This window comes from Streptomyces sp. NPDC015130 (genome assembly GCF_043080005.1).
In the GTDB taxonomy this organism is placed as follows: domain Bacteria; phylum Actinomycetota; class Actinomycetes; order Streptomycetales; family Streptomycetaceae; genus Streptomyces.
Genome location: NZ_JBIBVC010000019.1, coordinates 40,427 through 53,067, shown reverse-complemented (window position 1 = coordinate 53,067; position 12,641 = coordinate 40,427). Strand labels below are relative to the sequence as shown.

13 protein-coding genes are annotated in these 12,641 nt (G+C 71.7%); 8 read left to right on the top strand and 5 right to left on the bottom strand.

Annotation, left to right across the window (positions count from 1 at the left end; all coding sequences use genetic code 11):
• Positions 1-189: 189 nt before the first annotated feature.
• The gene (locus tag ACF08F_RS31300) at positions 190-897 is read right to left on the bottom strand and encodes a class III extradiol dioxygenase subunit B-like domain-containing protein (protein WP_392301897.1); all 708 of its coding nucleotides are present in this window, start codon (positions 895-897) and stop codon (positions 190-192) included.
• A 147-nt stretch (positions 898-1,044) separates the two neighbouring features.
• Complete coding sequence (gene miaB, locus ACF08F_RS31295) at positions 1,045-2,574, bottom strand: tRNA (N6-isopentenyl adenosine(37)-C2)-methylthiotransferase MiaB (RefSeq protein ID WP_392301896.1); 1,530 nt, start codon at positions 2,572-2,574, stop codon at positions 1,045-1,047.
• Positions 2,575-2,751: 177 nt separating this feature from the next.
• Between miaB and ACF08F_RS31290 the strand changes: the two genes are divergently transcribed.
• From ACF08F_RS31290 to ACF08F_RS31280, 3 genes are all read left to right on the top strand, one after another.
• Positions 2,752-3,537 carry a DeoR/GlpR family DNA-binding transcription regulator gene (locus ACF08F_RS31290; protein ID WP_392301895.1) on the top strand — a complete coding sequence of 262 codons (786 nt, stop codon included), beginning with the start codon at positions 2,752-2,754 and terminating at the stop codon, positions 3,535-3,537.
• 153 nt (positions 3,538-3,690) lie between these two features.
• On the top strand, positions 3,691-4,095 hold the full coding sequence (locus ACF08F_RS31285) for a DUF4406 domain-containing protein (protein WP_392301986.1): 405 nt from the start codon (positions 3,691-3,693) through the stop codon (positions 4,093-4,095).
• Positions 4,092-4,751 carry an NUDIX domain-containing protein gene (locus ACF08F_RS31280; RefSeq protein ID WP_392301894.1) on the top strand — a complete coding sequence of 220 codons (660 nt, stop codon included), beginning with the start codon at positions 4,092-4,094 and terminating at the stop codon, positions 4,749-4,751. Before ACF08F_RS31285 ends, ACF08F_RS31280 begins: the two co-directional genes overlap by 4 nt.
• Positions 4,752-4,778: 27 nt before the next feature.
• On the opposite strand, the gene ACF08F_RS31275 is transcribed toward ACF08F_RS31280, so the two are convergent.
• A complete protein-coding gene (locus ACF08F_RS31275; RefSeq protein WP_392301893.1) occupies positions 4,779-5,285 on the bottom strand; it encodes a LuxR C-terminal-related transcriptional regulator in 507 nt (168 codons plus the stop codon).
• Between the two features lie 494 nt (positions 5,286-5,779).
• Between ACF08F_RS31275 and ACF08F_RS31270 the strand changes: the two genes are divergently transcribed.
• Complete coding sequence (locus ACF08F_RS31270) at positions 5,780-6,778, top strand: TAXI family TRAP transporter solute-binding subunit (RefSeq protein WP_392301892.1); 999 nt, start codon at positions 5,780-5,782, stop codon at positions 6,776-6,778.
• Here ACF08F_RS31270 and ACF08F_RS31265 read toward each other — a convergent pair.
• Positions 6,757-8,184 (bottom strand): ATP-binding protein, encoded by a 1,428-nt coding sequence (locus tag ACF08F_RS31265; RefSeq protein ID WP_392301891.1) that lies wholly within the window; start codon positions 8,182-8,184, stop codon positions 6,757-6,759. The two genes, ACF08F_RS31270 and ACF08F_RS31265, sit on opposite strands and share 22 nt — an antisense overlap.
• An 18-nt stretch (positions 8,185-8,202) precedes the next feature.
• Complete coding sequence (locus ACF08F_RS31260) at positions 8,203-8,919, bottom strand: response regulator transcription factor (RefSeq protein ID WP_392301890.1); 717 nt, start codon at positions 8,917-8,919, stop codon at positions 8,203-8,205.
• 262 nt (positions 8,920-9,181) lie between these two features.
• On the opposite strand from ACF08F_RS31260, the gene ACF08F_RS31255 reads away from it, so the two are divergent.
• The 4 genes from ACF08F_RS31255 to ACF08F_RS31240 all read left to right on the top strand — a co-directional run bounded on the left by ACF08F_RS31255 (position 9,182) and on the right by ACF08F_RS31240 (position 12,524).
• Entirely contained in the window at positions 9,182-9,967 is a 786-nt protein-coding gene (locus ACF08F_RS31255) for an amino acid ABC transporter ATP-binding protein (RefSeq protein ID WP_392301889.1), read from the top strand.
• A gap of 53 nt (positions 9,968-10,020) precedes the next feature.
• Entirely contained in the window at positions 10,021-10,842 is an 822-nt protein-coding gene (locus tag ACF08F_RS31250) for a glutamate ABC transporter substrate-binding protein (protein WP_392301888.1), read from the top strand.
• Positions 10,843-10,962: 120 nt separating this feature from the next.
• Positions 10,963-11,637 (top strand): amino acid ABC transporter permease, encoded by a 675-nt coding sequence (locus ACF08F_RS31245; protein WP_392301887.1) that lies wholly within the window; start codon positions 10,963-10,965, stop codon positions 11,635-11,637.
• Positions 11,634-12,524 (top strand): amino acid ABC transporter permease, encoded by an 891-nt coding sequence (locus ACF08F_RS31240; protein ID WP_392301886.1) that lies wholly within the window; start codon positions 11,634-11,636, stop codon positions 12,522-12,524. Before ACF08F_RS31245 ends, ACF08F_RS31240 begins: the two co-directional genes overlap by 4 nt.
• The last annotated feature ends 117 nt before the right edge of the window (positions 12,525-12,641 follow it).

Sequence of the window (12,641 nt, the reverse complement as noted above, 5' to 3'; positions counted from 1 at the left end):
CGAACGGCGTCACCCGCACATCGCAGCCCCTCCGTACGGCGGACGGCCGCGGAGCATCGCGCTCCGCGGCCGTCCGCCGTTCCTGCCATCCGTCCCGCGATCTCCTCGCGTCTCACGTCTCACGTCTCACGTCTCACGTCTCACGTCTCACGTCTCACGTCTCGCGTACGAGCGTCCCGCGTCGGTCCGTCAGGACCAGGCGGCGACGATGTACTCCACGCCGTACGGGGCGTCCTCGTGGAGGAGTCTGCCTTCGAGACCCGCTCCCTCGGCCGCGCCCGCCAGGACCTGCCAGGGCGCACGGCCGGCCGCCTTCAGCTCGTACGCGAGCCGCTCGTCCAGCGCGAGCAGCGCGGCCACGTCGGCCGCGCCCAGCGCGCGGGCGGCCTCCGCGTCGAAGCCGGCCGCCCGCTCGTCCAGGTAGCCCGGGGCCTTCACGGTCCGGCACGCGCTGCCGTCACCCAGCACGAGGAGCGCGACCCGGTCGGCGGAGGCGGCGAGTTCACGGCCGGTCGCGGCGCAGGCGTCCGCCGGCTCCCGCTCGTCCACGCTCCGGCCCTCCACGGGCGCGTCCGACCAGTCGGCGCGGCCGAGCAGCCAGGCGCCGACGGCGAGGCTCGCGGGCAGGGGGCGGTCGGCGGCGGGGCCGTCGCCGAGGCGTACGGAGAGGTCGACCCCGAAGCCGGCGAAGGAGCCCGTCGAACCGGCCGGGAAGACGCCGGTGGCGCCCGCGCCGGCGGGACCGACGACGTACAGCCGGTCGGGGCGCGAGGCGGCGAGCAGCCCGAGCGCGTCGGCGCAGGCGGTGCGCGCGGCGTCCAGCTCGGGGGCGGCGCCGGTCGCGACCTCGGGGACGAGGAGCGGCGGGGAGGGGCAGACGGCTGCGGCGACAAGCATGATCCGCACCCTACTGCGCCGCCGCGCCGTCACTTCCCGGACAGGCCCCGGGGCCGCAGGCCGGTGGCTCCTGCGGCTCAGCGGACTCAGCCGCGGGTCAGTGGATCCTGCGGCTCACGCACCCGCCCGGTCGGGCGGCTCAGCGGCTCAGTGGCTGCCGCAGGCCGGGGCGTCGGCGACCGGGAGCGGTTCCGGGACGCCGATCTTCGGGAGGCCGAGCAGGACGCCCGCGGGCTTCGCGGCGGCCTCCGCGGTGCGCTTCTCCCAGGCGTCGCCGGCGCGGGTACGGCGTACCGACGTCGTCGGGCCCTCGGCGAGCAGGTGGTGCGGGGCGGCGTAGGTGATCTCGACGGTCACGACGTCGCCGGGGCGGACGTCCTGCTCCGGCTTGGTGAAGTGGACGAGGCGGTTGTCGGGGGCGCGGCCGGAGAGGCGGTGCGTGGCGCCGTCCTTGCGGCCCTCGCCCTCGGCGACCATGACCTCCAGGGTGCGGCCGACCTGCTTCTTGTTCTCCTCCCAGGAGATCTCCTCCTGGAGCGCGACGAGGCGCATGTAGCGCTCCTGCACCACGTCCTTGGGGATCTGGCCGTCCATCTCGGCGGCCGGGGTGCCGGGGCGCTTGGAGTACTGGAAGGTGAAGGCGTTCGCGAAGCGGGCCTCGCGGACCGCGTGCATCGTCTGCTCGAAGTCCTCCTCGGTCTCGCCGGGGAAGCCGACGATGATGTCGGTGGAGATGGCGGCGTGCGGAATGGCCGCGCGGACCTTCTCGATGATCCCGAGGAAACGCTCCTGCCGGTACGAGCGCCGCATCGCCTTGAGGATCGAGTCCGAGCCGGACTGCATCGGCATGTGCAGCTGCGGCATCACGTTCGGCGTCTCGGCCATCGCCGCGATCACGTCGTCGGTGAAGTCGCGGGGGTGCGGGGAGGTGAAGCGGACGCGCTCCAGCCCCTCGATCTGGCCGCAGGCGCGCAGCAGCTTGGAGAAGGCCTCGCGGTCGCCCAGGTCCGAGCCGTACGCGTTGACGTTCTGGCCGAGCAGGGTGATCTCGGAGACGCCCTCGGCGACCAGCGCCTCGATCTCGGCGAGGATGTCGCCGGGCCGGCGGTCCTCCTCCTTGCCGCGCAGCGCCGGGACGATACAGAAGGTGCAGGTGTTGTTGCAGCCGACGGAGATCGAGACCCAGGCGGCGTAGGCGGACTCGCGCCGGGTCGGGAGCGTGGAGGGGAAGGCCTCCAGGGACTCGGCGATCTCGATCTGCGCCTCCTCCTGGATGCGGGCGCGCTCCAGGAGCACCGGCAGCTTGCCGATGTTGTGCGTGCCGAAGACCACGTCGACCCACGGGGCCTTCTTGACGATGGTGTCGCGGTCCTTCTGGGCCAGGCAGCCGCCGACGGCGATCTGCATGCCGGGGCGCGTGGTCTTCATCGGGGCGAGCCGGCCGAGGTTGCCGTACAGCTTGTTGTCGGCGTTCTCACGGACCGCGCAGGTGTTGAAGACCACGACGTCGGCGTCGCCGTCGGACCCGCCGGGGGCCCGGACGTAGCCCGCCTCTTCCAGCAGACCGGAGAGCCGCTCGGAGTCGTGCACGTTCATCTGGCACCCGTAGGTGCGAATCTCGTAGGTCTTGGATCCGTCAACGCTCACTGCGGGACTCCGGTCGCTGCTGCTGGTCATGGTGACCAGGGTAGGCGGTCCGGGGAGTGCTCCCGCTGGTTCCCGGCGGTTGCCCGGACGGATCCCGATCGTCGGCCGGACGGATCCCGACGGTTGGCCGCTGGAACCCGCTGTCCACCCCTCCGCAGTTCTCACACCACAACGTTCGTTCGAACACCACCGTGATAGAAATGAGTCATGGGTGTCGCCAATCGTCTGGACCTGACCCTGCGATTGGTGCAGGGCTCCGACCGGGTCTCCGTGTCGGAGCTCTCCCGTCGACTGGGCGTATCGGAGATGACCGTGCGCAGGGACCTCGACGCGCTGGAGCGTCAGGGACTCGTGCGGCGCGTGCACGGTGGCGCCGTCGCCACCCGTGTACGGGAGGAACAGGCCGGGTTCTCGGCCCGGGAGCCCTGGCAGGCCGCCACCAAGGACCGTCTCGGTGCGGCGGCGGCCGCGCTGGTGGAGCCGGGATCGCGCGTGCTCCTGGACGCGGGGACCACGACCGTGCACGTCGCCGAGCACCTGGCGGCCCGGGGCCCGCTGACGGTCGCCGTGCTCAGCGTCCAGGCGGCGGTGGTCCTGGCCGACAGGCCCGGGATCGACCTCCTGGTCGTCGGCGGGCGCTCCCGGCCCGGCGAGCGCTCCCTCGTCGGCCCGCTCGCGCTGCGCACCCTGGAGTCGCTGGCCTTCGACTGCTTCCTGATGTCCATCGGCGGGGTGCACGCCGAGCACGGCTGGTCGGAGTTCTCCCTGGACGACGCGGCCGTGAAGCAGGCCGGACTCGCCCGGGCCGGGCGCACGGTCGCGGTGGCCGACGCCACCAAGCTCGGTGTACGGGCGTTCAGCCGGGTCGCCTCGCTGGGCGCGGCGCACCACTTCGTCACGGACCGGGCCGCCGAGGACCCCGCCACGCATCCGGGCGGGCCGCAGACGCTGCACGCGCTGCGGGACGCGGGCGTCGACGTACGGCTGGCCTGAGACCGCCCGCCGCGCCCGTACGCCCGCCCGTAGCCGAATCCGCAGCCGTATCCGTATCCGTACAGGTGCCCGGGCGCGTACCCGCAGCCGCTCGCGTCCTTCACCTTCGTACCGAGGAGTGATCCGCTCGTGACCACCGTTCCCCGCCCGCTGATGATCCTCGTCGCCGGCCCGTACCGCTCGGGCACCGGCGACGACCCCCACAAGCTCGAAGCGAACGTACGGGCCATGAACGAGGCCGCACTCGTCCTCTTCCGCGCCGGGCACCTGCCCGTCACCGGCGAGGCCCTCGCCCTCCCCCTGCTGGAGGCCGCCGGCGGCGCCCGGCCCGGCGACGCGCTCTTCCAGGAGGTCTTCCACCCGGTCGCCGAGCGGCTGCTCTCCCGCTGCGACGCGGTCCTGCGGATCGGTGGACCCTCGGAGGGGGCGGACATGATGGTCGCCCAGGCCCGCGAGCAGGGCCTCGCCGTGTACGGCTCCCTCGACGCCGTCCCGACCGCCGACCCGGCAGCCACCCCTGGTGCCGTGTCGACCACCGACCCGGCGGCCGCGCGATGACCGCCGGCATCGACACCCCCGACCGCCGCGGCCGCACCGGCCTCGACCGGCAGGGCCGCGATCTGACCGGCAACCCGCGGGTGCGGATCCGGGACGTGGAGGTGCTCTCCTGCGACTGGTTCGTCCTGCGCAAGACCACCTTCGACTACCAGCACAGCGACGGGCACTGGAGCCGCGAACAGCGCGAGACCCACGACCGCGGCGACGGCGCGACCGTCCTCCTCCACAACACCGCACGCCGCACGGTGCTGCTGACCCGCCAGTTCCGGCTCCCCGCCTACGTCAACGGACACCCGGACGGAATGCTCCTCGAAACGGCCGCCGGACTCCTGGACGACGAGAGCCCCGAGGAGGCGATCCGGCGGGAGGCCGCCGAGGAGACCGGGCAGACCATCGGCGCCGCCGAACACGTCTTCGACGTGTACATGAGCCCCGGCTCGGTCACCGAGCGGCTGCACTTCTTCGCCGCGCCCTACGAGTCGGCGGAGTTCTCCGGCGGAGGCGGGGGGATCGCCGCCGAGGGCGAGGACATCACGACCGTGGAGCTCCCGTTCTCCGAGGCGCTCGCGATGGTCCGCGACGGCCGGATCGCCGACGCCAAGACCATCATGCTGCTCCAGTGGGCGGCGCTCGACGGACCGTTCCGGAGGACGTAGAGCAGACGCTGCTCCGGATCCCCGCCGCTACGTTCCGATGACCGTGGCCAGTTGGGCCCGGCGGCGGATGTCGAGCTTGCGGTAGATACGGGTGATGTGGAGCTCCACGGCGCGGGTCGAGACCGTGAAGGAGGCGGCGATCTGCTTGTTGGTGAGGCCGTCCAGCATCATCCTGGCGATCCGGCGCTCGTGGGGGGTCAGGGCCGCGACGGGCTCCGTGACGGGTCGCGCGGGGTGGGCGGGGCGGGAGGGCCGCGCGGGGGCCACCTGGCCCAGGACCGCGTTCCACTCCCGTACGCGTGGCTCCCCGACGACCCTGGCGCGTACGTACGGGTCGGCGTGGAGCACCCGTAAGAGCGTCCGGCGGTCGTGGGCCTCGCAGAGGAGGAGCTCCCCGGTGCCGTCCCGCCACGGGCCGCCTCCGAGGAGGATTCCGCGGGCCGCCATCCTTCGCCAGTACGTCCGGTGCGCCTCTCCGAGTACGGCCCGGTCCGCCTCACTCCCGCGGAACACGAGCTCGACCACGTAAGGCACGCGCGACTCCCCCATCGATCACGGGCGTTCTCGCGTTCGACGCTACCACCGGCCCCCCGCCCGCTGGATGAACGGCGTATTGCGGGCGGAGGCGGGCGGAGACGAGTGGTGCGCTCGGACGGGGACACGCCAGGGGCGGGCAGGGGACTGCCCTCAAGATCACCGAGCGCGCTCCGACGCTAACCGTCCGCGCCCCGGCGCCACGGCAGGACACACGGCGCGGCGCGCGGGGCGGGAGCCGCTCACCGCTTCGGCGGAGCGCGACCCGATCAGGCGCCCCTCGGGCGGGGCGCGACTCTGACCAGGCGCCCCTCAGGCGGAGCGCGACCCCGATCAGGACCCTCTCTGACTGAGCCTGACCCCGATCGGGCGCCCGGCAGGGCGGGGCTGGGCACGGCCGGGCGACGGCGCGGCCGCGGACGGTGACGAGCCCGGTCGACCTCACACCCGCCGTCCCTGGCCAGCCGCGGAGGTGAGCTGGCAGGATCGCCCCCATGTTCGCCTCGCTCTCCCGCGCCGCCCGCCGCCGCCTGCTGGCGCTCTCGGCCGCGCTGATCGCGGTGTGCGGGGTGCTCGTCTGGTGGCTGGTCCCCTTCGGTCCCCCGGTCCCGAGCGGCACCGTCACGTTCAGTACGGGCGTGCCCACGGGCGTCTACCAGAAGTACGGCGGGCTCCTCAAGCAGGCCCTCGCGGAGGACCTCCCCGAGGTGTCGATAGAGCTCACGGACAGCGAGGGATCCCAGCAGAACCTGGCCCGCGTGGCCTCGGGCGAGGCGGACTTCACCGTCGCGACGGCCGACGCGGTGGCCCAGTACCAGCGCGAGCGGAAGCCTGGCTTCGAGCGGCTGCGCGGCTGCGCGCGGCTCTACGACGACTACGTCCAGCTGGTGGTCCGCAAGGGCTCGGCGATCCGGACGGTGCGGGACCTGCGCGGGCTGCGGGTCGGTGTCGGCCAGGACGGGTCCGGGGTGCGGCTGATCGCCGACCGGGTCCTCGCGGCGGCCGGCCTCACGCCCGTGCGGGACGTGGAAGCGGTCCCGGCGGGCATCGACACGATGCCGTGGCGCCTGGAGAGCGGTGACATAGACGCCTTCTTCTGGTCGGGCGGGCTGCCCACCGCGGCCGTGCAGGACCTGTCCGAGCGCTACCCGATCCGGCTGGTCCCGCTGGACGCGACCCTGGTCGACCGGCTGCACGACGTCGGCGGCTCGACCCGGCACTACCGCTCGGCGGTGATCCCGCCGGACGCGTACGACAAGGCGCAGGACGGCCAGCGGGTCGAGACGCTGGCGGTGGCGAACCTCCTGGTCACGACGGCCGAGGCCGATCCCGACCTGGTCGAGGGCTTCACCCGTACGGTGATCAGGAGCCGTGACGAGATCGGCGGCCAGGTCCACCCGGCCCAGCTGGTGGACCTCCGGACGGCCGTCTACACGGAACCCCTCCCGCTCCACGAGGGCGCCGCCCGCTACTACCGCTCCGTGAAGCCCTGACCGTCCCGCTCCGTCGGAGCGTGGCGCGGCACGGTGACCGTCACCCGCAGGCCGTGCGGCTCGTTCGGGGCGAAGGCGAGGCCGCCGCCGCCCGCCGTCAGCAGGACGCGCGTGATGGAGAGGCCGAGCCCGGAGCCCTTGATGTTCTGGTGCCGGCCCGAGCGCCAGAAGCGGTCGCCGACGCGGAGCAGCTCGTCCTCGGTGAGGCCGGGTCCCTGGTCGGCCACGACGACGTCGACGCTCGCGCCGCCCGGGGGCACCGAGACCGTGACGGTGACCTCCTCCCCCGCCGGCGTGAACTTCAGCGCGTTGTCGATCACCGCGTCGAGCGCGCTGGAGAGCGCGACCGGGTCCGCCCAGCCCGTGACCGCGCCGCACTCCCCGGTCAGCAGGACGCCCTTGTCGTCGGCGACCGGCCGCCAGGACGCGACCCGCTCCGCCGCGAGCGCGCCGACGTCGGTGAGCCTCAGCTCCGCGGCCACGTGCTCGGCGAGTGCCAGGTCGAGGAGGTCGTCGAGGACCTGCGCGAGCCGCTTGCCCTCGGTGCGTACGGAGGCGATCTCCTCGTTGCCCTCGGGGAGTTCGAGGGCGAGGAGCTCGATCCGCAGCAGCAGCGCGGCCAGCGGGTTGCGCAACTGGTGGGAGGCGTCGGCCACGAAGGCCCGCTGCTGTTCGAGCGCGTCCTCGACGTTGTCTGCCATCTCGTTGAACGACTCGGCCAGGCGCCGCAGTTCGGGCGGCCCGCCGGTCGCGGCGACCCGGGAGTTCATCCGCCCGGTGGCGATGTCGTGGGTGACGGAGTCGAGGACGCGGACCGGCCGCAGGACCCAGCCGGTGAGCCGGAAGGCCGCGCCGACGGCGACCAGCATCGCGGCCGCCTCGCCCGCGAAGATCAGCAGCCAGCCGCGCAGGATGCGGGAGCGGAGCTGGCCGGTGGGCGAGTCGGTGACGACGACGGCGACGACGTCACCGTCCCGGACGACCGGGGAGGCGATGGTGAGCCGTGCGTGGGCCTGCCAGGGCCAGACCTGGGGCGGGTCGTGACTGCGGCGCCCGAGGAGCGCCTCCCGGAAGGCGCGGCGGCTCTCACCCTCGTACGGGACGACCCAGTCCTCGGGTGCGGCCGCCATGGACCGGTTGTCGCGGTAGAAGATGCCGGCGCGGATGCCGTACACGTCGTGGTAGCTGGCGAGTTCGCCGCCCAGCGTGGTGCGCCGCTCGTCCGTGCCGGGGCTGCTCTCGCTGACGAACTGCGCGAGGGCGGCGAAGCGCGCGGCGTCGTCGAGCCGGTCGACGACGACCCGCTGCTGCTCCGAGGCGGCGAGGCTGGCGGCGAGCGGGAAGCCGAGGGCGAGCAGGACCCCGGCCATCAGGATGATGAGCAGGGGCAGGAGTCGGGTGCGCACGGGTGGGCCGGCCGGGGGTTACGCGGCGGGGGCGACCAGGCGGTAGCCGACGCCCCGCACGGTCTCGATCAGGGCGGGCATCCGCAGCTTGGAGCGGAGGGAGGCGACGTGCACCTCCAGGGTGCGGCCCGTCCCCTCCCAACTGGTGCGCCAGACCTCGCTGATGATCTGCTCGCGGCGGAAGACGACCCCCGGGCGCTGTGCGAGGAGCGCGAGCAGGTCGAACTCCTTGCGCGTGAGGGGGACGGCCTCGCCGTCGACGCTGACCCGTCGGGTGGGCAGTTCGATGGTGACGGAGCCGAGCCGCAGCTGGGTGCCGTCGGTTGCTCCGGCGGTACCGGCCGCCGTCTCCTCGGTGCCGGCGTTGCGTCGGCTCACCGCGTGGATGCGGGCGAGGAGTTCACCGGTGTCGTAGGGCTTGACGACGTAGTCGTCGGCGCCGAGATTGAGGCCGTGGATCCGGGAGCGCACGTCACCGCGGGCCGTCACCATGATCACCGGGGTGGTGGTGAGCTTCCGGATGCGGCCGCAGACCTGGTAGCCGTCCTGGTCCGGAAGGCCGAGGTCGAGCAGGATCACCCCGTACGAGGGCCGCTCGCCCTGCGCGGTGGGCAGGACGGCCTGGAGCGCCTCCTCGCCGTTGCGGGCGTGGGTGACGGTGAAGCCGTGCCGGGCGAGGATCGCGGAGAGGGCGGCGGCGACGTGATCGTCGTCCTCCACGAGCAGCAGTCGCATGCGTCCCTCCTCCGTCCACGTAGGTCTTCTGTGTACCAGGTGGTACCAGGGCATGAACGCCGATCACCGGCGTCACAGTCAAGTCTCCCCCTGTTACACCGACGTTTCTGTTATCCACCCGGTACGCCCGGGCCGTCGCGTTCACGGAGAGTGTCCGTTTGCGACCGGATCGTTATCCTCAATTTCCGCTCAGATGTGATGACGGTCGTCTCATCGGGTCTCTAGTGTCCTCCCCAACCGAGCAGGACGGAGCAAGAGGCCCATGAGCGGAGTGTCAGTGTCCAAGGGTCCCGAGGACGCCACGCGCAGCGCGGACGACCTGGTCGTCCTGTCCGAGGTCAACAAGCACTTCGGCGCGTTGCACGTCCTCCAGGACATCGACCTGACGATCACCCGCGGCGAAGTCGTGGTCGTCATCGGACCTTCCGGGTCCGGGAAGTCGACGCTGTGCCGGACGATCAACCGACTGGAGAGCATCGACTCCGGCACCATCACCATCGACGGCAAGCCGCTGCCCGCCGAGGGCAAGGAGCTCGCCCGACTGCGGTCCGATGTCGGGATGGTCTTCCAGTCGTTCAACCTCTTCGCGCACAAGACGGTGCTCGAGAACGTGATGCTGGGCCAGATCAAGGTCCGTAAGACGGAGAAGAAGGCCGCCGAGGCCAAGGCCCGTGCCCTGCTGGACCGGGTCGGGGTGGGCACGCAGGCGGAGAAGTACCCGGCGCAGCTGTCCGGTGGTCAGCAGCAGCGCGTGGCGATCGCCCGCGCGCTCGCGATGGACCCGAAGGTCATGCTGTTCGACGAGCCGACCTCCGCGCTCGACCCCGAGATGATCAACGAGGTCCTGGAGGTCATGCAGCAGCTCGCCCGGGACGGCATGACGATGGTCGTCGTCACGCACGAGATGGGCTTCGCCCGCTCCGCGGCCAACCGGGTCGTCTTCATGGCCGACGGACGCATCGTCGAGCAGGCGTCGCCCGAGGAGTTCTTCAGCAACCCGCGCAGCGACCGGGCCAAGGACTTCCTCTCCAAGATCCTTCACCACTGAGCGAGTTCGGACCTATTCTTCCCAACTCACGCCTACTCAAGGGACGTTTCACCATGAAGCTTCGCACCGCCTCCGCCGCAGCCGCGGCCGCCGTCGTCCTCGCGCTGACCGCCACCGCCTGTGGCACCGGGTCGGACTCCGGCAGCAACGGCGACAAGATCAACGTCGGCATCAAGTTCGACCAGCCGGGCCTCGGCCTGAAGACCCCGGACGGCAAGTACGCCGGCTTCGACGTCGACGTCGCCCGCTACGTCGCCAAGGAGCTCGGCTACGCCGAGGACAAGATCAACTTCAAGCAGGCGCCCAGCGCCGAGCGCGAGAACCTGATCAAGAACGGTGACGTCAAGTTCGTCGTCGCCAGCTACTCGATCAACGACAAGCGCAAGAAGGAGGTCGACTTCGCCGGTCCGTACTTCCTGGCCCACCAGGACCTGCTCGTGCGCGCCGACGACAGCTCGATCACCAAGGTCGAGGACCTCAACTCCAAGAAGCTCTGCTCGGTCACCGGCTCGACCTCCGCGCAGAACGTCAAGGACAAGCTGGCCCCGAAGGCCGACCTGCAGCAGCTCGGCGGCTACTCCGAGTGCCTGACCGGCCTGGAGAACAAGGCCGTCGACGCCCTGACCACCGACGACTCCATCCTCGCGGGCTACGCCTCGCAGAAGGAGCACGCGGGCAAGTTCAAGCTCGCCGGTCTCCGGATGAGCGACGAGAAGTACGGCATCGGCGTCAAGAAGGGCGACGACGAGCTGCGCGGCAAGATCAACAAGGCGCTGGAGAAGATGGTCTCCGACGGCACCTGGGAGAAGCTCGTCAAGGAGCACTTCGGCCCCTCGGGCTACAAGTACGAGCCCGCCCCCAAGGTCGAGAACTGACCTGATCCGCTCCGGCCGTGACGGCCGCCCCCGATCCGGGGCGGCCGTCCCACCGGCACCGGCCGCTGCCCACGCACCGGCCGTCCCACCGACCGACCACCAGGGGAGAGCGCGGGCATCGTGTTCGACTTTCTTGATTCCGGGCAGTACGACCTGCTCGGCGCCTTCTGGGTGACGGCGAAGCTCGCCCTCTATTCCGCGATCGGCTCGCTGATCTGGGGGACCGCCCTCGTCTCCATGCGGGTCAGCCCGGTCCCGCTGATGCGCTCCTTCGGCACCGCGTACGTCAACATCGTCCGGAACACCCCGCTGACGGTGGTCCTGGTCGGCTGCCTGCTGGGCCTGAACCAGACGCTGAGCATCACGCTCGGCGGAGACCGCTCCGAGGACATCGGCTTCCGGCTCGCCGTGCTCGGACTCGTCGCCTACACCGGCACGTTCGTCTGCGAGGCGCTCCGCTCGGGCATCAACACCGTCCCGGCGGGTCAGGCCGAGGCCGCCCGCGCTCTGGGCATGAGCTTCACCCAGGTGCTGACCCTGGTGGTCCTCCCGCAGGCCTTCCGGGCGGCGATCACCCCGCTCGCCAACGTCCTCATCGCCCTCACCAAGAACACCACCGTGGCGGCCGCCATCGGTGCCGCCGACGCGGCGTTCCTGATGAAGGAGATGATCGAGAACGAGACGGACGCGCTCTTCGCCGTCTTCGGCGTCTTCGCCTTCGGCTTCATCGTTCTCACCCTCCCCACCGGCCTGATCCTGGGCTGGGCGGCCAAGCGACTGGCGGTGAAGCGATGAGCTCCGTCCTGTACGACACTCCCGGCCCGCGCGCGAAGCGGCGCAACGTCCTCTACACGGTCGTGTTCGTGGCCGCCCTCGCCCTGGTGGGCTGGTGGGTGCTCGCCGCTCTGAACGACAAGGGCCAGCTGGACGCCGTCAAGTGGAAGCCGTTCGTCGCCGACTCCCAGATCTGGACGACGTACCTGCTGCCCGGTCTCACCGAGACCCTGAAGGCCGCCGCGCTCTCCATCCTGATCGCGCTCCCGCTCGGCGCCCTGCTCGGCATCGGCCGGCTCTCCGACCACCGCTGGGTGCGCGTGCCCGTCGGCGCGGTCGTGGAGTTCTTCCGCGCCATCCCGGTCCTGATGCTCATGATGTTCGCGGCCGCCCTGTACCGGGAGTTCACGACCATCAGCTCCGACTTCCGCCCGCTGTACGCGGTCGTCACCGGCCTGGTGCTCTACAACGCCTCGGTGATCGCCGAGGTCGTCCGCGCCGGTGTGCTCTCGCTGCCCCGGGGCCAGGGCGACGCGGCCGTCGCGCTCGGCATGCGCAAGAGCCAGACCATGGTGTACGTCCTGCTTCCGCAGGCCGTCACCGTGATGCTCCCGGCCCTGGTCAGCCAGCTCGTCGTGATCGTCAAGGACACGGCGCTCGGCGGCGCGCTCCTCGGCTTCGAGGAGCTGCTCAGCCAGGCCCGGAACATCACGGCCAACTACGGCGCCAACACGATCGCCACCCTCGTGGTCATCGCGCTGATCTACATCGTCCTCAACGCCATCCTCACCAACCTCGCCGGACGCCTGGAGAAGCGTCTGCGCCAGGGGAAGAAGTCCGCCACGGTGGCCATCCCGGCCCAGGCCGAAGCCACCGAAGCGAAGTCGGACGCCGTCCGCGGCGCCTGACCTCGAGGCGGCGCGGACCGGCCGTGGCCGGTGGGGTCCGACGAGGTCCGCGGGACAACAGGGGTGGGCCGGAGCGGCACTGACTTCATGTCAGCCGCACCGCGCCCACCCCGTCAC

What these genes read in the sequence shown, in the direction of transcription:
- ACF08F_RS31270 (WP_392301892.1), top strand. Translation starts at nt 5,780, where the DNA reads ATGTTCGCCTCGCTCTCCCGCGCCGCCCGCCGCCGCCTGCTGGCGCTC.
- ACF08F_RS31300 (WP_392301897.1), bottom strand. Translation starts at nt 897, where the DNA reads ATGCTTGTCGCCGCAGCCGTCTGCCCCTCCCCGCCGCTCCTCGTCCCC.
- miaB (WP_392301896.1), bottom strand. Translation starts at nt 2,574, where the DNA reads ATGACCAGCAGCAGCGACCGGAGTCCCGCAGTGAGCGTTGACGGATCC.
- ACF08F_RS31285 (WP_392301986.1), top strand. Translation starts at nt 3,691, where the DNA reads ATGATCCTCGTCGCCGGCCCGTACCGCTCGGGCACCGGCGACGACCCC.
- ACF08F_RS31280 (WP_392301894.1), top strand. Translation starts at nt 4,092, where the DNA reads ATGACCGCCGGCATCGACACCCCCGACCGCCGCGGCCGCACCGGCCTC.
- ACF08F_RS31250 (WP_392301888.1), top strand. Translation starts at nt 10,021, where the DNA reads ATGAAGCTTCGCACCGCCTCCGCCGCAGCCGCGGCCGCCGTCGTCCTC.
- ACF08F_RS31290 (WP_392301895.1), top strand. Translation starts at nt 2,752, where the DNA reads ATGGGTGTCGCCAATCGTCTGGACCTGACCCTGCGATTGGTGCAGGGC.
- ACF08F_RS31255 (WP_392301889.1), top strand. Translation starts at nt 9,182, where the DNA reads ATGAGCGGAGTGTCAGTGTCCAAGGGTCCCGAGGACGCCACGCGCAGC.
- ACF08F_RS31260 (WP_392301890.1), bottom strand. Translation starts at nt 8,919, where the DNA reads ATGCGACTGCTGCTCGTGGAGGACGACGATCACGTCGCCGCCGCCCTC.
- ACF08F_RS31240 (WP_392301886.1), top strand. Translation starts at nt 11,634, where the DNA reads ATGAGCTCCGTCCTGTACGACACTCCCGGCCCGCGCGCGAAGCGGCGC.